The following is a 20,206-nucleotide window of genomic DNA, read 5'->3' on the forward strand; positions in this document are numbered from 1 at the left end:
CAATGCTTTATTGTCATTTTTAAAACTTGGTGAAATTGCTTTTTCATTTTTTTTGGACTTAAAACGGGTAAATAATAAAAGTAATCGGGGGAATTAATAAGTACTTTAAGATTTACCCGTCCACAAATCACCAAAATGAAAACAACCAGTTTTACATTTAATTATAAAGCTACCTCTGCTTTTGTTAATTGTAAGATTCGTAGAGTGAATTAGGGAGAAAAACACCGATTAAAAGTATGTTTTTACCGATGAAATGTATTTTAACAAGAAAAAGGCTTAAAAAATTATGTTAAAATTGAATTACACCTTATAGAGGTCTGCTAAGTACACCTTTTTGAGGGTTAAATAAAGGTGTTAATTGCATTAATTAAATCTAATTTTGTAAATGGTTTGGTTAGGACAGTATTAATACCTGAGGAATAACATTTTTCGATATTTTTTTTATAAGCGTCCGCTGTTATGGCTATAATCGGAGTTTTGTTAGTCTGTTTATCAGGAAGATTTCGAATTAGGCTGGCGATTTCATAGCCATTAGTCTCCGGTAGATGAATATCAACAATTATTAAATCTAATGGTTCTTTTGTAATTATGGGATTTAAATCTTCTTTGCCCGAAAACGCTTCAATTGAGTATTTTTTTTCTTCTAATAAGTACTTGAATAAGATTAATTGAGTTTGCTCGTCATCTTCAACTATCATGACACGCTTCTTTGCTTTATTTAATGCTGTACCTGTTGTTTTAGAAACACTTTTATTCAAATAAGTCGGGAGATTAATGTAGGATTTTCGAATACATGTTAGACTCAAATCAAAGTAAAATACAGAACCGCCTTTTGAGTTTGAGGTTACTTTTATATCACTTTTAAGAGCATTCAGTATTTTTTTTACTAATGGCAAACCTAATCCTAAACCTCTATGTTCTTTGGCATTATCTAGGCGATGAAAATATTCAAAAATATGTGGTATACTAGTCTTTTCAATGCCTCCACCCGAATCGGAAACATGAAAGCTCAAATTAATATTTTTACCCCAGCGTTGATTCAGTATAACCTTTAAGACTATTTCCCCTCTATTTGTAAACTTAATGGCATTATCTAAAAGATTGGTTAATATTTGGAACAAGCATTTTTCGTCAGAGACTAATACCTCAGGTATATTTTCATTAATTTCCATTATTAAAACAAGACCTTTTTGCTTTGCTTTTAAACCATATACTAGGCGGAGACTCTCAAGAAGATTAACGATGCTAAAAGCTTCTTTTTTTATAATTAATTGTCCTGTATTAATTTTTCCAACCTCTAAAATATCTTCTACCATCGAAGTCAATTTATTACTTGAGCTTTTTATAAAATTGACGTAATCTCTTTGTTCTTGAGTTAAACCGGTATCAGAAAGAAGGGAAGTAAAAGAGATAATATGCATTAAAGGATTTCGTAATTCATGACTAAAATTCTGAATAAAATTCTCTTTGAATTGCTCTCTTTCTTCAAGAATGAAATTTTTTTCGCTAACTTTTTCTAAGCTAATATTTAATTCGTTCTTTTCTTGCGCAACTAATTGATAATTCTCATAATAACTTGTCAAATCTTGAATAACAATAGAAAGAATTTTCCCGCTTTTATTAATTTCAATATCAGCAACAATTCCTTGGTCTTCAATACACAAATTGACACAAGTAAATATTAGTCCGTTGTCACTTATTGGTAAAAATTCTATGTTGTAAAAAAAAGGGTGTTTTTCACTAATCAAGCTATTTTTTTGAAAATTATAGATAGCTTGATTGCTGTTAATGATTTTTCCATTTAAATCTGTAATAATATGTTGTATTCTCGGGCCCATTCTATTTACGATTTTGGGAGAATACAATTTTTTGCAAGATTTAAAAATGCAGTATTAACGTGTTCACCTGTTTTTGCGCTGGTTAGAAAATCATAAGTAAGCTGATTTTTTTTATCAAGTTGGTTTAAGACTTCTTTTTCAATCAAATCTAATTTGTTGCCAATGATTTGTATGCTTGCTTTAGGGCATTTTTGTTTAATTATTTTTAAATCGTCTTGGATATTTTCATAACTCTTAGGCCGGGTTATATCAAAAACATATAGCACACCATCAGTACCCAATAGATAAGCATCTCTAACAGAAGTTAAATCTTTGGTTCCTTCTATATCCCATATAATTAGTGAAAGTGGACCTAGTGTTTCGATAATGAGTTCTTTTTTTGAAATATGAACACCAATGGTTACCTTATAAGATTCTGAAAAAGAGCTATTTACAAATTGCCTAATTAAAGAGGTTTTACCAACTCCAAAATGTCCCAGAAGTACAATCTTTTTAGATTTCTGCATTACTGAAATAACTTGCTAATTTTTTATTAAGGCTCTTTGTTTCTATTATACTAGTTTTTGTAAACTCTTCATAAAAGTCAAAAATCATGTTTTGTAATTTGTCTTTCGAAGAGGGATGATAATTTCCTGAAATTACAACTGCAATATAATGAGTCATAAAACTTTGAATATGTATTTTAAATAACTCATATTCAATGAGCTCCAGGTGTTGTTGTTTTTTTAGGTATGCGTCTTCAACAAACAATTTTATTGCTGTTAGCATTCCTGAAATCATTTCTTCATCAATGGTTTGTTTGTTTGAATAACTTCCAATCAAAATTCCGGACTCTTGCTCAATAAGTAAAACCTGTTCGATTTTAGTGGGGATTAAATGTTTTGGTGAAGCATTATTTTTAGTTCTAATGCTATTCTTAAATCTCTTTTTCCAGTTAAGACGATCATTAATTTTGGCTGATAGCACTTTTATTTCTTGTGAGATATACTTTTTGATCATTTTACCTAAAATGGGGTATAGGGCATCTACTACTTCATTACGTGAGTTTTTAATTTCTTTTTTGAGTGTTTCTGTGATTGTACTGCCTAATGTTTCGGGAATACTTCGAGTGTATTCGTTCAAACGCTCAGTAATTATGGGATCGACTTTTTTTGAAAGCTTCTTTTGTTCGTTTATAGTCTTTTCAATTTGTTCAATTCTAATTGAAATTTTTTCTGCAAACTCTCGTTCGTCCGTTAAAAGAATTTCTTTGAATAATGTAAGCTTATCTTTCTCATTCATATAAAAGGGCTTTTATTTTTGGCCCTTGGCTATTTTCTCTCCTAATGATATTAAGAGCTGCCCTAGAGAGTTCTTATCAATCTTGTTGTTGTCTAAATCTTTGAGTTTATCAGAAAAACTATCTTCAATATCTGTTAGTCTTATATTGATGTCTGTACTTAAATTATCGATAGTAGCATCTAAATCATTTTTAATTTCCGTAATTAGATTCTCAAGTTCTACTTTTTTGCTTTGTATTTCGCTTTTTATTTTTTCAAATTCGGAATCATATTCTTGAATGTTCTCGCCAAAAATAATATCCTTTAATTGTTCGATTTTTGAATTGGTGAGCTTACCATTTTCCTGTGCCTTATCCTTTGGGGAACTAATTTGAGTCATTTTTATTCTGAAATTTAATTGTAAGGTAACTAAAATATGTTTCCATGGTAATAAGTTTACAACCTTTATTAATATTTGTTAATAAAAATTATTTCCGTAGTAATTTTGAATTTTTTTGAGCCGCAAAAAATGATTAAATAACGCAAATTCCATTAATCTAAAATCCATTATTATGGAACAAAAGATGAGTCCCGAACAATCAAGTTTGTTTTAATTTCAACTGTTTTTGTAAGAAGGGTTTCTTTAGGATTTTCAATCTCATCAATTAAATAGCTAATTGCAGTTCTTCCAATTTTTTCGCCAGGCTGATCTACCGTTGACAGCGAGGGATTTATTATAGTTGAGTTAATATTATTACTAAAACCTACAACTGCAATTTCATTTGGTATTTCTACGTTAAATTTATTTAATGCTTTTATAGCACCAATTGCAGCACTATCAGTAATTGCAAAAATTGCATCTGGACGATTTTTAAGACTCAAAAGATTATTAGTAAGCATTTTTCCTTTATTAAGAGAAATGTCTTCCGTACTTAAAATGATTTTTTCGTCTATGGGTAAATTATGCTCTTTTAGTGCCCTTAGATAGCCTTCAAATCTTTTTCTAGAATTAAATGATTGTTCTGTTTCTTTAATTATGGCAATTCTTGTTTTTCCTGTATTTATTAAATGTTCAACCGCATTATATGCTGCTTCTTCATCATTGATTACCACCTGGGTGCACGGTATTTTATCTGATACTTTGTCAAAAAGAACTAAAGGAATACGGTTTTGAATTTGAAGAATACTATCAATTGATTTTGTCTTACGTGCCAATGCCATGAGTATACCATCGACTCCGAACTGAATCATAGTTTCCAACATTTCAGTTTGTTTGATTTCATCATTTTTTGATTCAGAAATAATCACTCGATATCCTAAATTTTCACTTTCTGAAAGAACACCCTTCAAAATAGTTGTTGTGAAGTAATGTGAAATGTTAGGCACAATTACCCCTAATATATGAGTTCGATGAGTTCTGAAACCCTTAGCGAAAAGGTTTGGAGTATAATGCAGTTTTGTTGCTAGTAGCTTTACTCTTTCTCTGGTACTAATACTTATATCAGGATGGTCATTTAAGGCTCTTGATACTGTTGAAATTGATAACTCAAGTGCCAGCGCAAGATCTTTTAATGTAGTGTTTTGTTTTTTACTCATTCTTTCAAATGTAAAATATTATTCAAACGATACTGTAAATAAAATCGCAAACGTTCTCGCAAACGTTTGCGTAGATAATTGATAAAAAAACAAAGTTTTCATTAGGATATTCAAATAAATTTAGAAAAATATTATAGATATCACATTTATAATGTAAAGCTCAATTAACAAATAACTAAATCATTATGAAAAATTTACTCTTTGCGGTAATAGTACTTTTTGGCTTAAGTTCTATTATAGCACAAACAGAAATTAGCGGAAACGTAAAAGATGCATCAGGTATTCCTATTTTAGGAGCCAATGTTTTAATTAACGGCACAACTGAAGGTACTACATCAGATTTTGATGGAAATTTTTTACTTTCAACAAGTTTAACAGGTACTCAAACTGTTCGTATTTCTTTTATAGGATTCACTCCTTCTGAACAAACTGTTGAATTAAACGGATCTCCTATTGTATTGAGTGTTGTTTTAACTGAAAGCGGGCAACAACTAGATGAAGTTGTAATAACAGCTTCCAGTACTTTTAGGTCTCAAAAACAAGCCCCATTATCTATTAGTTCTAAAAAAATGGCTGCAATTACAAAGTTATCTGCAAATAGTCAAGCAGATATCTTGAGAGATGTTCCAGGTATTACAGCAGAAGGTGGGGGTGGTGAAACGGCTACAAACTTATTCGTTAGAGGTTTACCATCTGGAGGACAGTATGTTTTTAATCCATTACAATATGATGGAATGCCATTAATGAGCACTTTTGGTTTGAATTCATCAGCACATGATGTTTACGCCAGACCTGATATTGGATTTAAAGGCGTAGAATTTGTTCGGGGTGGGGCAGCCGTACTTTACGGAGCTGGTTCAGTTGCAGGTATTATTAACTATACTAGTAAAACCGGAGATACAAACCCTGGAAATATTATTAATATGGAATATGGGTCGAGAGGAAGATTAAAAACTGATTTTTATTCTGGAGGTAAATTAGGTGGTGAAGATTCCAATACCTTTTATTCATTTACTGGCTTTGTACGTAAAGATGATGGACCAATTGAAACCGGTCTAGCGACAAGGGGTGTTCAGTTTAGAGGGAACATCAAAAAACGCTTTGAAAATGGTTCTGTCACTTTACACGGTCAGTTTATTAATGATCGAGCACAATTCTTTTTACCCTTACCGCTACAAGGGGGGTCTAGAGAGCGTATTGCTGGTAATGATGGCGAAGATGTTGAACAATTATTAAGTGGTGAGTTAGCAGAGACTTCATTTTTGACTCCAGGTGGTGTGTATAAAAGTCCTATAGAAGATGGGGTATATACTAAAGGTGGCTATTTAATGGGTGATTTTATTTATAATTTATCAGACAATACAAGGTTCAAAGCAAAAGTGAAATATGCAGATTATCAGCATAGTTTTGCCTTATATGTTGGTGGTAATGGAAGTTTTGGAAATCCTATTTCACTCAATGATTATGTTGCCGCAGTAGCTCCAGGAAATACAGCTTTTAATGCCCAATATCAAGGAGGCAGTGGTGAGCAAATAAATGGTAATGATTTGGTTGTTGAGAATTTACACGTAGATCGTTTAAGACCAATGATGGATTATTCTGGTGAAGCTAGTTTAATTTTTAAATCAGCCGATAATGCACACACGTATACTTTAGGAACTTATATGGCTAGAACAGAGGCAGAAGATGTCAATTATCAGTATAGAGTTCTTTCTGAGTTTAACAATAACCCAAGACTTGTCAATTTAAGTTATACGGCAGCTGGTGGTAATAACGTGATTTACTCTGATGGTGGTATATATAATAGAATTGGTATGGCTACTAATCGTTTTCTAACTCAAAGTAGAACAGCTTTTTATTTAACTGATGAAATGGTATTTGACCGTTGGAGGTTTGATGTTGGAGTCAGAATTGAATCTACAGCTGGAACATTTAATGATGGTAACCCAGGCTTGGAAGAAACTCAGGTTTATGATAACCCAGAACTAACACCAGAGTTAGCCAATGTAAGGTTTACAAACGGTAGCTTTGTTACCGGAACTATTAAGGATACCGATTGGGCCCTTTCTCTTGCAGGTCTTTATGAGCTAACAGAATCTACTAATTTGTATGCCAACTTTTCAAGAGGATTTTTCTTTCCTCAACAAAGAGGTTTTGCTCCGACTCCTGGCATTAGAGAAACTAACTATGAAGCTGAAACAATTATCCAAGGAGAACTTGGAGCAAAATTTGGAACTTCAAGCTTTTCAGGTTCTGTTGCCGGATATTTTGTTAATCTAAGTGATCGTATAAGAATTGATCAAGCCATATCTGGCGGACAATTAGTGGATCAGGCAAGAAGTGAGCAAACCACTAGAACCTTCGGATTGGAAGCCACAGGTAAATATTTAATTTCTGATGTATTTAATGTCAATGCTACAATTACCTATCAAAGTCATGAGATTACGCAGAATCAAACCACAGATTTGATAGCAAATACCACTTCAACTATAAACGAGGGAAATGAGATTGCTAGACAACCTAATTTTTTAGGTAGCCTAGGTCTTAACTATGATGATAAAAGTTTTGATGCGAATTTTACCCTTAACCATACAGGGAGTAAGTTTACAGATGACACTAATAACGTAGAATTAGATGCTATTACAATAGCTAGATTAGGAGCTGGTTATACTTTTAAAACGCAAGATGTGAATTCATTGAGATTGGGTCTTTCTGTTTTTAATCTTTTTGACAGCGCTGGGCTTACTGAAGGTAATCCAAGAGCTGGTATAGCCGGTCAATCTGCAGACGGTGAGTTCTTTTTTGGACGACCTATACTGCCAAGAAGATTTTTCTTAACAGCTACATTTAATTTTTAATTAGCGCAAAAAATAGTTTAAGTTAGTTTTTTAGTTCAATGAATCATTGGTGGTTTACCCGCCAATGATTCTATTTATAATTATACTATTACTATGAAAGAGCAAATGATAGATAAGGCTATCCAAGTATTAGATCGCAACTTTCAAGATGGAGGTTTTACAATTCCAAGTAAAGGTTTATATCCTTTTCAATGGAAATGGGATTCTGGTTTCATCGCACTAGGTTTTGCTCATTACGATATTAGTAAAGCAAAAAAAGAGGTCGAAACAATTTTAGATGCTCAATGGGAAAATGGTTTCATACCACATATTGTTTTTCATAACGATAGTGACACCTATTTTCCTGGGCCCAATTTTCATAAGTCCAATTTACATCCTTTAGCATCAAAAAAGTACAGGTCAACAGGCATGACCCAGCCACCCGTATTCGGATTTATCTTAGAGCGTCTTTATGAAATAGCAAAGAATAAAGAAGACATGATGAACTTTATTAAAAAGCAAATTGATAAGGTTTATGAAAATCATGTTTATTTCTATGAAAACAGAGATTTAAATAATGATGGGTTGGTATATATCTACCATAATTGGGAGTCTGGTACGGATAATTCTCCGTTATGGGATGATATTTGGGAAACAATGAATCCACCCGAATATACTTTTGAACGCCGAGATACTTCGCATGTTGATGCATCTCAAAGACCTTCAAAAAGAGAATATGATCATTATTTACATATTATTGAGATTGCTAAAGAGCATAATTATGATGATGCGAAAATAGCAGAGCTTTCGCCCTTTTTAGTATTAGATCCGTTATTTAATTCTGTCCTTATAAGGTCCAATGAATCTTTAATTAGGTTATACGAGTCAATTGGAAATAATGAAGAAAAAGTTGATTATTTAAAACAAAATCAACTTAAAAGTGTGCAAAGTTTAAACTCAAAATTATTTCATAAAGATTTAGGTGCCTATGTGCATTTTGATTTAAGAAACAACAGACAAATACCATATATCTGTTCTTCATCATTTGCTCCATTATATTCCAGTGCTCCGACTAGATTAATAGCTGAATCTCTTGCTAAAACTATGTTAGAAAAATTTGGTGATGCGGGTAGATACCTTTGTGCGTCTTTTGATCCTACACATGAAAAGTTCAATCCTAAGAAATATTGGAGAGGGCCGGTCTGGATTAATATGAATTGGATTTTATATCATGGATTGAAAAGACATGGATTTTACGATTTAGCAAGCAGAATAAAGTCTGATTCACTTGAGTTAATAGAAAAAAATGGATTTTTTGAATATTTTGATTCTAGACAATCAAATCCAGATGCAGATAGTAATGGTTATGGTGGGAATAATTTTTCATGGACTGCAGCCTTGCTTATTGACTTTTTAAAAGAGGAAGTTTAAATAAAAAAGTATGTCATTTGATTTTAAGTCTAATTATATTCTGGAAAACAAAAGGGTTAGATTAGAACCACTACAAAAGAATCATTTTTATAAATTAAAAGACATTGCTCATGAAGAATATATCTGGACTTACTTTTTAGGTCGTTCAAATGGTAAAAAGAATTTTAAAGGATATGTCAATGAGGCTGTTGAATTTCGAGAAAAAGAAAAGGAATACCCTTTTGCTATTTATGATAAAATAACTCAGAGGTACGCCGGAAGTACTCGTTTATTTGAAATATCGAATGAATTTAATGTTGCGCGTTTAGGTTATACATGGTATGGCAAAGATTTTAGAGGAACTGGACTAAACAAAAATTGTAAGTTTTTACTTTTTGACTTTGCTTTTAAGCAAATACAATTTGAACGATTGGGCCTTGGCGCTCATGAAGAAAATGATGTTAGCCTTATGGCTATGAAAAGTGCTACTTGTTCTGAAGAGGGGAGATTAAGAAATTTATTTCCATCTATACACAAGAAAGGTAGGTCGGACGCTATTTTATTCGGAATTCTAAAAGAGGAGTGGTTAACTGTTAAACGAGAAATTTTAAAAAATAAATTATGAACTACTTAGATTATATAATCATCGTAGCCTATCTAATAGGATTTTTAGGGATTGGTTACTTTTTTAAAGAAAATAAGAGTTCAGGAGACTATTTTTTAGGGGGTCGAAGTATGGGCTGGTTGCCACTTAGTCTTTCAACAATGGCAACTCAATTATCTGCAATTAGTTTTATATCTGCTCCTGCATTTGTTGGTCTAAAAGAGGGCGGAGGACTTCAATGGCTTACCTATGAGTTTGGAGTACCCTTAGCAATGGCTTTTTTACTAATAGCGGTCATACCCACACTATATAAATCTGGGATAGTAAGTGTCTATGAGTATTTAGAAAACCGTTTTGATGCTTCTTCACGTTTATTGATAAGTTTTGTTTTTCAAATAAGCCGTTCTGTGGCTACAGGTGTTATGGTTTATACTATGGCATTAATCTTACAAGCAACTGTGGGGATAGATTTTTGGATATCAATCCTAATCATAGGGGTAATTACTTTAGTATATTCATTTCAAGGTGGAATGAAGGCAGTGATTTGGGGAGATGTTATACAAATGGTAATTCTATTTTTTGGAATACTGATTTGCCTCTTTTATGGTATCAGTGAATTGGGCGGATTTGAAAATTTCCTTACTAATGTTGACCAAGATAGATTGACGGCTGTAGACTTTAGTAAATGGGGTTTTGATAACGCTGATGGTAAAGATGAGTTTGGATTTTGGCCTATGGTTATTGGAGGTTTCTTTCTTTATGCTTCTTATTATGGTACAGACCAAACACAGTCTCAAAGATTGTTGTCGGCCAAAGGAATGCCAACAATAAAAAAGTTGTTATTAGCAAATGGCTTGTTTAGATTTCCGTTAACATTAACTTATTGTATTATGGGATTGGTATTAGGAACACTTTTACTACAAGACCTAAGTTTTCAAAGCTTGATGGATGCTACATATCAGACAAACATTGAATCATTAGAAGGGAAAAAGGCGGATTTAATGGTTCCGGTTTTTATAATTAACTATTTACCTAATGGAGTTATTGGAATTTTGATTGTGGCTATTATGTCGGCGGCAATGTCTTCATTAAGCTCAACTGTGAATTCTCTTTCTGCTGTTTCAATGGAAGACTTTGTGAAGAGATTTAAACCGAATATGAGTGATAAGAGTTATGTTATGAACTCACGTTTATTATCACTTTTTTGGGGTTTAGTCTGTTTGTTTTTCGCGTTTTTTGCAGGTAATATAGAGGGCACTGTAATTGAAGTCATAAATAAGGTAAGTTCTGTTTTTTATGGTCCTATTTTAGCTGCTTTTATTTTGGCTATTTTAACCAAAAAAACACATGCCTTGGGAGCAAATATTGGTATTGTATCGGGTGTGCTATTTAATATGTATTTATGGTTATATGTTCCAGAAATTTTTTGGTTTTGGTGGAACGCTATAGGTTGTTTACTTACAGTAGCCGTAGCTTTAGTTGTGAGTAATTTAATTAAGAAAAAAGCTAACGAGGGCCTCGAGGTTGTTTTTTATTCAGGAAAAAAAGAAGTTGTCATATTAGTAGGCTTTTTTATTATGATTATTCTAATAAGTCTGTCACTGCCATCCATGTTTAGTTAATTAAATAGCATATGAAGTTTGTCCTAGCTCCTGATAAGTATAAAGGTTCACTTAGTGGATTTGAATTTTGTGATGCGGTAGAAAGTGGTATAAAAAAAGTTTTCCCTAATTCGATAATTGTTAAAAAGCCTCTAGCGGATGGCGGAGATGGTACCTTGGAAGTAGTGAAGGAGTATCTTAAAGCTGATGAGGTTGAAGTATTGGTCAAGAACCCTATGTTCAAAGAAATTAATGCCAAGTATCTTTATTCTTATAAAAAGAAAACTGCGTTTATCGAAATGTCAGAAGCATCAGGTTATAAACTATTAACTAATGCTGAACTAGACTGCAAGCGAGCAACAACATTAGGGACGGGAGAATTAATTTCGGATGCGCTTGATAAGGGTGTCGAACAGGTCATTTTAGGTATTGGTGGCAGCGCTACTAATGATGGAGGAATGGGAATGGCGTCTGCCTTAGGTTATGAATTCTTAGATTCAAATGGTCAAGTTCTTAAACCTACAGGTGAAAATTTGATTCATGTTCAACATATTTCTGCTCAAAAAGTTAATAAAAGATTGTCTGATGTAGAGTTTAAAGTGGCTTGTGATGTTGATAATCCATTTTATGGTGCCAATGGTGCGGCTTTTGTTTATGCTCAACAGAAAGGAGCATCAAAAAATGATATTACTCTTTTAGATGATGGACTGGAGCATTTTGCTAGCATTATAAAAAAAGAGTTTGGAATTGATGTACAAAAACTCTCAGGGTCTGGTGCCGCAGGGGGAATTGGTGGTGGCTCAGTTGTTTTTTTAAATGCTATTTTAAAACCTGGGATTGAATTGGTTAAAGAAATTGCTGATTTTGATATGGCTATTAGTCAAGCAAATTGGATAATAACTGGTGAAGGAAAACTTGATAGTCAAACATTTTCCGGCAAAACGATTTTTGGTGTGGTACGGTCCGCTAAAAAAGAAAATGTTCCTGTAGCAGCATTATGCGGATCAATTGACTTATCATATGAAGAGCAGGAAGATATGGGACTTACTTATGCATGTTCAATCTTAAAAAATATTAGTTCTTTTAATGAAGCCCTTGCTTCTAGTTATGTGAACTTAGAATATGCGGCTTATAATTTTGCAAAAATTCTTAAAAGAGATATCACATTAGTCTAAATCACTTCTTTTTTCAAAGCTTTAATATCTATAATAAGTTGAGCAATTGAAGCCCTATTTAAACCGTTATAAATGCCCCGAATATGCTTGTTTTTATCAATTAATAAAAAGTTTTCGGTATGTAAAAAATCATCAACACTTTTTAGCTCACCTAAATCATTTTCAACAAAATAATGTTCTCGACCTAGCGTATATATTTCTTGTTTATTTCCGGTAACCAAGTGCCATTTGTTATTAATAACATCGTATTTCTTTGCGTAGTCTTGTAATACAGAAACAGAATCTATTGTTGGTGTAACAGAATGTGATAAAATGGAAACTTCTGAGTCATTTTTGAATTCATCTTGTATCAACGTCATGTTGGCCGTCATTTTAAGACAAATTCCTGGACAACTCGTAAAAAAGAAATCAACTACCATTAGTTTGTCATTAAAGGTATCCAGAGTTACTTCTTCTCCAAGCTGATTTGTTAAATTAAATGGAGGAATTTTATGAAAATTCTTTTCTTCTTCACTACCAGGGGTAAGCCATTTTGGTGTAAAAGTTATATCTCCAAAATAGGGTAGACTCTCAACACGTGCAGTTTCAATTACTTTTCTTTTTTCCTTTTTGGTTTCTGATTTACAGCATATATTGCAAATCAAGAATCCAAAAAACACTAATTGTAAGCCTTTAATTTTTAGATGATATAACCACTTCATTTTCTAGTTTATAACATGAATTCGCTCGCCTCATACCAAAAATTCTTCCATTTTTGGCTTCGTAATTTACATACAATGTTCCGTTTTTGAGCCATGCTTGTTGCATTCCTACTTCTTGTCCTTCTGATAAGTTTCGTGATTTAGATAAAACTCCATTTGGATACCATTCTTTTGATACTCCATCTATTTTTCCATTTTTATAAAATGATTCAGAAGCCAAATTACCGTTGTCCCACCAAGATTGATAAAGCCCAGATAAAGTATTCTTATTATAGTGAGATTGAACCTTTAGTACACTATTCGGATGCCATATTTTAGCAACCCCCACTTTCTTACCATTTAAAAAACCAACCTTTTGTTGTAAAGTATTATTTGGGTAATACCTTACTGAATAACCGTTAAACAGTTCGTTTTTATAATACCAATTTCCTTCATTTCCATTAAGTTGAATGCTATCTTTTAAAACTTCAATATTTGGAATAACTGCGATGAGATGATTAGTATCATTTGAAGTTTGCTTAGTCTCTTCACATGAGCTAAAAAGCAGAATTGAAAGAATGAAAATTAGAATATTCTTTTTCATTTAATAACCTTGAAAGGGGCCGGCAAAAGCAATATAGGAACCGGTTGTTGAATAAATCTCATTGATAATATGATAGTGATATTCTCCATCAGGATTGTGAGGTGTGGGTCCAAAATGACCACCAGATTCGTCTAAGTCTGCTGGGTATTCATTTGACGGATAATCTCGTCTTCCATAAAGGAAAACGCCATCTAACAATACTCCAACCAAATTATCATCATCATTAGTAAATGCCACAGGTTCCAGATGATAATGGTATACACCTGGACCAATATGTGCTCCAGTCCAATCTAAGCTTCCGGCAGCTTGATCAAGGGTGCCGCCACCTTCTTGGTCATTAAAAATAGCTGAGCCACTAACTGCTATACCGATTGTTCCAAGCTGAGTTTGACTTGTGCTACCAACCAAATTTGGAACGGCGTCAACTATTATGGTAGACGCATTGTTGTTACTGCTCATAATTGAAGGAGTAAGTCTTACGTCGGGTTCTTCTCTATACAAATCATTACCTTCTCCCCAGTATACGGTTTCGTGATTGGGTAAACCAGTGGTCTCAATCGTAACTGTTGTTCCGTTATTTGATAAGTAAATTTCCGTGGCCTCACTATTGAATTCTTCAAAAGCTGCATGTAACTCGGTTACGGCTACTTCATCATCGGTGGCATTTTCATCGTCAGTAATATCGTCACCATCGGAGCTGCAAGCAATAAATAAAGTAGTGAATATTGCCATTAAAGCGAAAAATGGAAATGTTTTCATATTTCTTTTTTTTAGTTAAAATTGAATTAATAATCAGATAAAATCAAAGCTCATATTTCATTTTTAATGGGTGAGCTATATCTTAAGATGAGGTATCGAGAAAAAACTTGCGCTCTTTTTCAAAAAATAATTAGGTTACTTTGTATTTGAAAAACTAAATAAGCTTTTGGACGAAAGGCAATTCTTGTTAGAACTAAAAAACCAAAGCCAAGCAGCTTATGGAAAACTGTTGGATGATTACCAAAAAAAAGTTTTTAATACATGCTTATCCTTTGTGCCGAATTTAGAAGATGCAGAAGATATAGCTCAGGAAGTTTTTGTTGAAGTCTATAATTCTGTTGGAAATTTTAAAGGTAATTCCAAGTTATCAACTTGGATTTATCGTATTTCTGTAAATAAATGCCTGGAGTTTATTAGAAAAAAGAATACCAAAAAACGATTTGGTTTTATGCAATCAATTTCTGGTAATGCCATACCTGTCGATAGGACTTTATATTTTACGGAATTCAATCACCCAGGAATTCAATTAGAAAATAAAGAGCAAAAGGAAATTCTTTTTAGAGCAATTAACGAACTTCCAGAGGCTCAAAGAATAGTGTTTACATTAAATAAAATTGACGGGCTTAGCTATAAAGAAATCAGTGAAATTACTAAGAAAAGTGTATCATCAATTGAATCACTATTATTTAGGGCTAAAAGAAAATTAAAAGAAATTTTAACTGTTTTTTATAAAAAAGAAGGAAGGTAAGCAAGTTTTAGAACATTTTGACATCTAATTAAAACAAGACCATCATTAAAGACCATGAATGATAAAAAAAATACTTCGAAATTTATAGATGAACTTCTCGATACGCCTTTGGTGCTAGATAAAGTTAATACTCCAGCTTTTTTTAAGGATAAGGTATTGAATAAACTATCTCAAAGTTCAACTGAGAAATCTGCAACAGATTGGTTGTTTTGGTTTACGCCAAAATATCAAATTGCTGCAATGGTTTTATTTGTTATGCTTAATTTGATAGCGCTTTATAATTATAGTGCCTCTAACAAGGAAGTTGAACTTCAAAATTATGCCCAGGCTTATGGTCTTTCAAATACTATTCAAGACTCAATTTTAAATTAAACTAGAATGAAGAAAAATCTACTTCTAACAATATTTCTGGTTTTTTTGATGGTTATGAATGGTGTTTTATTGTATTTGTTTATTGTGAAACCAGAAGGTAATAATAGACCTCCTAGAAAGTTTATTGCAGAACAACTTAATCTTGATGATAACCAATTGCTAAAGTTTAGAGTGATTGATAAGGAACATCATCAAAAAATGCGGGAAATGGAAATGGATTCCAGAGAATTAAAAGGTTTACTTTTTTCAAATCTTGATAATCCCGCTTTCACAGAGAAAAAATTAGATTCTATTACAATTTTAATAGGTGATTTAGCCCATAACAAGGAAAAGGAAGTGTTCTCCTATTTTAAAGAACTAGAAAGTATCTGTAATGCCAAACAAAAAAACAAGTTGCAAAAAATTGTTTCAGGTGCTCTAAGACCTGGATTGGGTGCTGGTCACGGACCAAATCAAGGCGGTCCTCCACCTCCAAGATAGTTTGTCCAAAACAAACTTTTTATATATTTTTCAATATTTAGTATTTCGTCGTAATGTCGAAGTTTTTTACTTTAAATTACGGTAGTAAAGCTCTTGCTTTATTTTCGACAAACAAGTAAAACGACTAAAAGACCAATACGATGGGCAATAAACTAGTTGAAATTGCAAAGATTTCAGAACTTCAAGAGAAACAACCAGCATACGCACTTGTTAAGAATACTGATTTAGTAATTATAAAACATGAGACTGGAATATCTGTGTTATATGGAAGATGCCATCATAGAGGAGCATTATTATCAGATGGCCACATTGATGGTCATAACCTTATTTGTGGCGTTCATGGCTGGGATTATCGTTATGATACTGGTATTAGTGAATACAATAATGATGAACAGCTTCATAAATTTAAAGAACATATTATCGGCGATTCACTTCAAATTGATGAGAATGAGATAGCTGATTTTGAAACCCAACACCCACAACCTTTTGATAGAGAAGCTTATCTCGGTTCTTATCAAGATACACATCCGGAAGAAACAGAACCTTATACTGGGTATATAAAAGAACTAGCTGTAAATGGATTGAAAAACTTGGGACATCATGGATTTAGTGCTTCCATGGGTGTTGATAGAACTACTTTACCACAATGGAAAGACATTCAATTTCTTCCTGCTCAGTTAGCCTCACGACCCCTATTGGACAATGAAGACGTCGCCACCAAGGTAACCATTGGGTCAAAGGCTAAGAAACCTTTGGTATTAGATATTCCTTTGTTCGTTAGTGATATGAGCTTTGGGGCGCTTTCCAGAGAAGCCAAAATAGCTTTGTCTAAGGGAGCAGAAATGTCAGGTACAGGAATTTGTTCTGGTGAAGGAGGAATGCTACCAGAAGAACAAAAAAATAATTCAAAATACTTTTATGAATTAGCCTCAGCCCAATTTGGGTTTAGTTGGGATAAATTAGATAATGTACAAGCCTTTCATTTTAAAGGTGGACAAGGAGCAAAAACGGGCACTGGTGGTCATCTACCTGGTAGTAAGGTTAGTAAAGAAATAGCTGAGGTACGTGGATTGAATGAAGGAGAAACGGCTATTAGTCCGGCTACTTTTCCTGATTTTCATGGGGTTGATGATTTTAAAGATTTTGCGGCGAAAGTCAGAGAACGAACAGGAGGGATACCTATCGGCTTTAAAATTGCGGCAAGTCATATAGAAAAAGATATTCAATTCGCCCTAGATGTCGGAGTGGATTATATCATTTTAGATGGTAGAGGAGGAGGTACCGGTTCTGCTCCAACAATTTTAAGAGATAATATTAATGTTCCTACAATTCCTGCATTAGCCCGAGCAAGAAAATATTTAGATAAAGTTGGGGCAACCGATGTTACCTTGGTCATTACTGGCGGACTTAGAATAGCTGAGGATTTTGCAAAAGCTATGATGATGGGTGCTGATGCCATTGCGGTTTCAAATTCAGCAATTCAGGCAATAGGTTGTTTAGGTATGCGAGCTTGCGGATCTAATAACTGCCCAGTGGGTATTGCCACACAAAAGGAATCATTAAGGTCTAGATTAATTATTGATTCTTCTGCTAAACAGTTGGCTAACTTTTTTGGAGCAACAAATGACTTAATTAAGGTTATTGCTCGTGCTTGTGGTTATGATGATATTACTAAGTTTAATCATAGTGACCTTTCTACTTTCAAAAAAGAAATGCATGAATTAGCGGGAATACCTTTTGCTGGACTTAGTTGATTCCAAGATATTGATGGAAGGCTTCATCAAGAAATTGTAATGCTTGTTTTTGAGTAGTGTTAGAGCTTGGTAATATGGCACCTTTAAAACCATTATTTTTCCACTCGCCGTGTGTTAATTTTGAGAAATTATCGAGGTTCAAGCTATTATGACCTTTGTATCCACTTATGTAAAAGTAATGGTCGTCAATTAAAGAATCAGGAATGGCCATACCCATTCCTATAGATTTTCCTGAGTCGTCCTTTAATACAACAAAAGCTCCTGTATCTAAATGATGTGGCCAAATTCGAATATCTGATTCTAATTTTTGCTTATTTAAAAAGATTTTTAAAACATTTTGAGCTAAGATGCGTAGCTGTAATAAATTATTCAAAATCTCTTTATCGGATAATTCAAAAACATAGTTGTCATTTTGATTAAAAGGCAGGTCATAGTGTAGATCGTAATTGTAGGGCTTGTAGATTTTTGAAGCAACGGCCATTTTAGAAATCCAACTTATAATATCTGCGTGAGATTTTCCTTTAAGTGCAAATGAAACTTTAGCCTCATCAGTGCCCCAATGCAAAGCGAATGAGTCAAAACTAAATGCTAAATATGTGCCTGAATTGTCCAACGACCATGTTCTTATGGTATTGTCCTCTTTAAAGAAGCCTAAATTTGTATGACTGTCGTCATCCTTCGCTTCTAAAAAACTTTCGCCTGCCATGGCAAGATATTGCGAAGCCAAATGAAATTCTGCTAACACGTCCATACACTAATTTATGCAATTTAAATGACGAGATAAATAAAATGCAAAAATGGGTGGAAATTATTTGCTTATGTTTTCTAAAATTGAATCAAAAATTAAAGGAGCATGAATTCTTGAGTTTTCAATGAACCATTTATGCGTCTCCATTCCACCGCAAATGACACCAGCTAAATAGAGGCCCTTAATATTTGATTCCATCGAATCAGGGTTATAATTCGGTAAAAGCTTTTCGTCATCAGAAAGTTGGACACCTAATTTTTTAAGAAATTCAAAATTTGGCTTATAGCCCGTTAAGGCTAAAACAAAATCATTTTCTAAAGTAATAATTCCTTTATTGGTTTTAATATCAATTTCTGATTCTCGAATTTCATTGACCGTAGCATTGTAATAAACTTTAATACTGCCCTCATCAATACGATTAATGATATCAGGTCTTACCCAATATTTAACTCGTTTTCCAACTTCAGAACCGCGAATTACTAGGGTAACTTCAGCTCCTTTGCGATAACATTCTAAAGCTGCATCAATAGCAGAATTACTTGCTCCAATTACTGTTAATTTTTGACTAGCATAAAAATGAGGATCTTTGTAATAATGAGACACTTTGGGCAAATCTTCACCTAGTACTTCAAGCTTATTAGGTAAATCATAAAAACCTGTTGCTAGAATTAAGTTAGATGAGGTGTATGTTGATTTTGAGGTTGTGACCGAAAATAAATCTGTTTTTTTATGTACATCTTGAACTTTTTCAAACAACTTTATATGTAGTTTATTTGAATCAACTATTCTGCGATAGTACTCAAGGGCTTCATTACGTTTTGGCTTGGATTCAATGCTTATAAAGGGTATATCATCAATCTCTAACTTTTCTGAAGAAGAGAAAAATTGCATATTAATAGGATAGTGGAATAATGAATTTACAATTGGCCCTTTTTCAATAATAAGATAAGAAAGTCCTTTTTTCTTAGCTTCTAAACCACAGGCAATACCAATTGGTCCACCACCGACTATAATCACATCATAATCTTGCATTAGGCAATGATTTGTTTTAGGCCTTGAATAGTTCTGTTAGGATGCTCACTTTTAAAAACAAAACTCCCTGCAACAAGCACATCTGCTCCGGAATCAACTAAACTTTTTGCGTTGTCAGAATTGACTCCGCCATCAATCTCAATAAGTGCATTGGAATTCTTTTTTATGATAAGGTCTTTTAAGTCAGAAACCTTTGGATATGTATTCTTAATAAAAGATTGTCCGCCAAAACCAGGGTTAACACTCATTAGGCATACTAAATCAATATCTTGAATAATATCTTCTAATAAATGAATGGGTGTATGCGGGTTCAGGGCCACACCAGCTTTCATTTTAGCAGCTTTTATAGCTTGTAAGGTCCGATGTAGATGTGTGCATGCCTCATAATGTACTGTTAGAATATTGGCGCCTAGTTCCGCAAAGGTATCAATATATCTATCAGGCTCTACAATCATTAAATGTACATCTAATGGTTTGGTAGCATGTTTTGTGATAGCCTTGATGACAGGCATGCCATATGAAATATTCGGTACAAAAACACCATCCATAACATCAATATGATGCCAGTCGGCCTCACTGTTGTTGACCATTTCAACATCTCTTTGTAGATTACCAAAATCTGCCGCTAATAAAGATGGAGCAATTAACTTTTGATTCATATAATAAAGCTATACTACAAAAGTACAAAATTGAAACTCGGATGACCATC

The 20,206-nt window shown here is 33.3% G+C and carries 20 protein-coding genes; 9 read left to right on the forward strand and 11 right to left on the reverse strand.

Going from position 1 to position 20,206, the window contains the following annotated elements:
• Positions 1 to 341: 341 nt before the first annotated feature.
• From RM520_RS06110 to RM520_RS06130, 5 genes are all read right to left on the reverse strand, one after another.
• Entirely contained in the window at positions 342 to 1,838 is a 1,497-nt protein-coding gene (locus RM520_RS06110) for a hybrid sensor histidine kinase/response regulator (RefSeq protein ID WP_311387337.1), read from the reverse strand.
• A 5-nt stretch (positions 1,839 to 1,843) separates the two neighbouring features.
• Positions 1,844 to 2,344 carry a Rab family GTPase gene (locus RM520_RS06115; protein ID WP_311387338.1) on the reverse strand — a complete coding sequence of 167 codons (501 nt, stop codon included), beginning with the start codon at positions 2,342 to 2,344 and terminating at the stop codon, positions 1,844 to 1,846.
• Complete coding sequence (locus RM520_RS06120) at positions 2,331 to 3,119, reverse strand: cell envelope biogenesis protein OmpA (protein WP_311387339.1); 789 nt, start codon at positions 3,117 to 3,119, stop codon at positions 2,331 to 2,333. The genes RM520_RS06115 and RM520_RS06120 overlap by 14 nt, the downstream gene beginning before the upstream one ends.
• A 12-nt stretch (positions 3,120 to 3,131) precedes the next feature.
• On the reverse strand, positions 3,132 to 3,497 hold the full coding sequence (locus RM520_RS06125) for a fructose 1,6-bisphosphatase (RefSeq protein WP_311387340.1): 366 nt from the start codon (positions 3,495 to 3,497) through the stop codon (positions 3,132 to 3,134).
• A 170-nt stretch (positions 3,498 to 3,667) separates the two neighbouring features.
• On the reverse strand, positions 3,668 to 4,693 hold the full coding sequence (locus RM520_RS06130; protein WP_311384822.1) for a LacI family DNA-binding transcriptional regulator: 1,026 nt from the start codon (positions 4,691 to 4,693) through the stop codon (positions 3,668 to 3,670).
• Positions 4,694 to 4,878: 185 nt separating this feature from the next.
• On the opposite strand from RM520_RS06130, the gene RM520_RS06135 reads away from it, so the two are divergent.
• From RM520_RS06135 to RM520_RS06155, 5 genes are all read left to right on the forward strand, one after another.
• Positions 4,879 to 7,551: a TonB-dependent receptor gene (locus RM520_RS06135; RefSeq protein WP_311387341.1), complete on the forward strand. Its 2,673-nt coding sequence runs from the start codon at positions 4,879 to 4,881 to the stop codon at positions 7,549 to 7,551.
• 93 nt (positions 7,552 to 7,644) lie between these two features.
• On the forward strand, positions 7,645 to 8,961 hold the full coding sequence (locus tag RM520_RS06140) for an MGH1-like glycoside hydrolase domain-containing protein (RefSeq protein ID WP_311387342.1): 1,317 nt from the start codon (positions 7,645 to 7,647) through the stop codon (positions 8,959 to 8,961).
• 10 nt (positions 8,962 to 8,971) lie between these two features.
• Positions 8,972 to 9,565, forward strand: coding sequence for a GNAT family N-acetyltransferase (locus tag RM520_RS06145; RefSeq protein WP_311384825.1), 594 nt, complete (start codon positions 8,972 to 8,974; stop codon positions 9,563 to 9,565).
• Complete coding sequence (locus RM520_RS06150; protein WP_311387343.1) at positions 9,562 to 11,166, forward strand: sodium:solute symporter family protein; 1,605 nt, start codon at positions 9,562 to 9,564, stop codon at positions 11,164 to 11,166. The genes RM520_RS06145 and RM520_RS06150 overlap by 4 nt, the downstream gene beginning before the upstream one ends.
• An 11-nt stretch (positions 11,167 to 11,177) precedes the next feature.
• Positions 11,178 to 12,320 carry a glycerate kinase gene (locus tag RM520_RS06155; RefSeq protein ID WP_311387344.1) on the forward strand — a complete coding sequence of 381 codons (1,143 nt, stop codon included), beginning with the start codon at positions 11,178 to 11,180 and terminating at the stop codon, positions 12,318 to 12,320.
• Here RM520_RS06155 and RM520_RS06160 read toward each other — a convergent pair.
• Genes RM520_RS06160 through RM520_RS06170 form a run of 3 tightly spaced genes read right to left on the reverse strand, consistent with a single transcriptional unit; the run spans position 12,317 to position 14,363 of the window.
• On the reverse strand, positions 12,317 to 13,021 hold the full coding sequence (locus RM520_RS06160) for an SCO family protein (protein WP_311387345.1): 705 nt from the start codon (positions 13,019 to 13,021) through the stop codon (positions 12,317 to 12,319). The two genes, RM520_RS06155 and RM520_RS06160, sit on opposite strands and share 4 nt — an antisense overlap.
• Positions 12,993 to 13,604: a toxin-antitoxin system YwqK family antitoxin gene (locus RM520_RS06165; RefSeq protein ID WP_311387346.1), complete on the reverse strand. Its 612-nt coding sequence runs from the start codon at positions 13,602 to 13,604 to the stop codon at positions 12,993 to 12,995. Before RM520_RS06165 ends, RM520_RS06160 begins: the two co-directional genes overlap by 29 nt.
• A complete protein-coding gene (locus RM520_RS06170; protein WP_311384830.1) occupies positions 13,605 to 14,363 on the reverse strand; it encodes a YHYH protein in 759 nt (252 codons plus the stop codon). It lies immediately after the preceding gene.
• Positions 14,364 to 14,529: 166 nt separating this feature from the next.
• Here RM520_RS06170 and RM520_RS06175 point away from each other — a divergent pair, with 166 nt between their 5' ends.
• From RM520_RS06175 to RM520_RS06190, 4 genes are all read left to right on the forward strand, one after another.
• Entirely contained in the window at positions 14,530 to 15,111 is a 582-nt protein-coding gene (locus RM520_RS06175; protein ID WP_311387347.1) for an RNA polymerase sigma factor, read from the forward strand.
• A gap of 54 nt (positions 15,112 to 15,165) precedes the next feature.
• Positions 15,166 to 15,483, forward strand: coding sequence for a hypothetical protein (locus RM520_RS06180; RefSeq protein ID WP_311384832.1), 318 nt, complete (start codon positions 15,166 to 15,168; stop codon positions 15,481 to 15,483).
• Positions 15,484 to 15,489: 6 nt separating this feature from the next.
• The gene (locus RM520_RS06185; RefSeq protein ID WP_311384833.1) at positions 15,490 to 15,963 is read left to right on the forward strand and encodes a hypothetical protein; all 474 of its coding nucleotides are present in this window, start codon (positions 15,490 to 15,492) and stop codon (positions 15,961 to 15,963) included.
• 140 nt (positions 15,964 to 16,103) lie between these two features.
• Positions 16,104 to 17,717, forward strand: coding sequence for a glutamate synthase-related protein (locus tag RM520_RS06190; protein WP_311387348.1), 1,614 nt, complete (start codon positions 16,104 to 16,106; stop codon positions 17,715 to 17,717).
• Here the strand turns inward: RM520_RS06190 and RM520_RS06195 are convergent.
• The 3 genes from RM520_RS06195 to rpe are packed head-to-tail and all read right to left on the reverse strand — an operon-like array spanning position 17,710 to position 20,156.
• Positions 17,710 to 18,468, reverse strand: a complete 759-nt coding sequence (locus RM520_RS06195; protein WP_311387349.1) for a hypothetical protein — start codon at positions 18,466 to 18,468, stop codon at positions 17,710 to 17,712. The genes RM520_RS06190 and RM520_RS06195 overlap by 8 nt on opposite strands.
• Before the next feature lie 57 nt (positions 18,469 to 18,525).
• Complete coding sequence (locus RM520_RS06200; protein WP_311387350.1) at positions 18,526 to 19,497, reverse strand: YpdA family putative bacillithiol disulfide reductase; 972 nt, start codon at positions 19,495 to 19,497, stop codon at positions 18,526 to 18,528.
• A complete protein-coding gene (gene rpe / locus RM520_RS06205; RefSeq protein ID WP_311387351.1) occupies positions 19,497 to 20,156 on the reverse strand; it encodes a ribulose-phosphate 3-epimerase in 660 nt (219 codons plus the stop codon). The genes RM520_RS06200 and rpe overlap by 1 nt, the downstream gene beginning before the upstream one ends.
• Positions 20,157 to 20,206 lie beyond the last annotated feature (50 nt).

It is taken from the genome of Croceitalea vernalis, from assembly GCF_031846405.1.
GTDB lineage: Bacteria > Bacteroidota > Bacteroidia > Flavobacteriales > Flavobacteriaceae > Croceitalea > Croceitalea vernalis.

Excerpts from the sequence above, each read along its gene's own strand:
- RM520_RS06110 (WP_311387337.1), bottom strand. The coding sequence starts at position 1,838 with ATGGGCCCGAGAATACAACATATTATTACAGATTTAAATGGAAAAATC.
- RM520_RS06115 (WP_311387338.1), bottom strand. The coding sequence starts at position 2,344 with ATGCAGAAATCTAAAAAGATTGTACTTCTGGGACATTTTGGAGTTGGT.
- RM520_RS06120 (WP_311387339.1), bottom strand. The coding sequence starts at position 3,119 with ATGAATGAGAAAGATAAGCTTACATTATTCAAAGAAATTCTTTTAACG.
- RM520_RS06125 (WP_311387340.1), bottom strand. The coding sequence starts at position 3,497 with ATGACTCAAATTAGTTCCCCAAAGGATAAGGCACAGGAAAATGGTAAG.
- RM520_RS06130 (WP_311384822.1), bottom strand. The coding sequence starts at position 4,693 with ATGAGTAAAAAACAAAACACTACATTAAAAGATCTTGCGCTGGCACTT.
- RM520_RS06135 (WP_311387341.1), top strand. The coding sequence starts at position 4,879 with ATGAAAAATTTACTCTTTGCGGTAATAGTACTTTTTGGCTTAAGTTCT.
- RM520_RS06140 (WP_311387342.1), top strand. The coding sequence starts at position 7,645 with ATGAAAGAGCAAATGATAGATAAGGCTATCCAAGTATTAGATCGCAAC.
- RM520_RS06145 (WP_311384825.1), top strand. The coding sequence starts at position 8,972 with ATGTCATTTGATTTTAAGTCTAATTATATTCTGGAAAACAAAAGGGTT.
- RM520_RS06150 (WP_311387343.1), top strand. The coding sequence starts at position 9,562 with ATGAACTACTTAGATTATATAATCATCGTAGCCTATCTAATAGGATTT.
- RM520_RS06155 (WP_311387344.1), top strand. The coding sequence starts at position 11,178 with ATGAAGTTTGTCCTAGCTCCTGATAAGTATAAAGGTTCACTTAGTGGA.
- RM520_RS06160 (WP_311387345.1), bottom strand. The coding sequence starts at position 13,021 with ATGAAGTGGTTATATCATCTAAAAATTAAAGGCTTACAATTAGTGTTT.
- RM520_RS06165 (WP_311387346.1), bottom strand. The coding sequence starts at position 13,604 with ATGAAAAAGAATATTCTAATTTTCATTCTTTCAATTCTGCTTTTTAGC.
- RM520_RS06170 (WP_311384830.1), bottom strand. The coding sequence starts at position 14,363 with ATGAAAACATTTCCATTTTTCGCTTTAATGGCAATATTCACTACTTTA.
- RM520_RS06180 (WP_311384832.1), top strand. The coding sequence starts at position 15,166 with ATGAATGATAAAAAAAATACTTCGAAATTTATAGATGAACTTCTCGAT.
- RM520_RS06185 (WP_311384833.1), top strand. The coding sequence starts at position 15,490 with ATGAAGAAAAATCTACTTCTAACAATATTTCTGGTTTTTTTGATGGTT.
- RM520_RS06190 (WP_311387348.1), top strand. The coding sequence starts at position 16,104 with ATGGGCAATAAACTAGTTGAAATTGCAAAGATTTCAGAACTTCAAGAG.
- RM520_RS06195 (WP_311387349.1), bottom strand. The coding sequence starts at position 18,468 with ATGGACGTGTTAGCAGAATTTCATTTGGCTTCGCAATATCTTGCCATG.
- RM520_RS06200 (WP_311387350.1), bottom strand. The coding sequence starts at position 19,497 with ATGCAAGATTATGATGTGATTATAGTCGGTGGTGGACCAATTGGTATT.
- rpe (WP_311387351.1), bottom strand. The coding sequence starts at position 20,156 with ATGAATCAAAAGTTAATTGCTCCATCTTTATTAGCGGCAGATTTTGGT.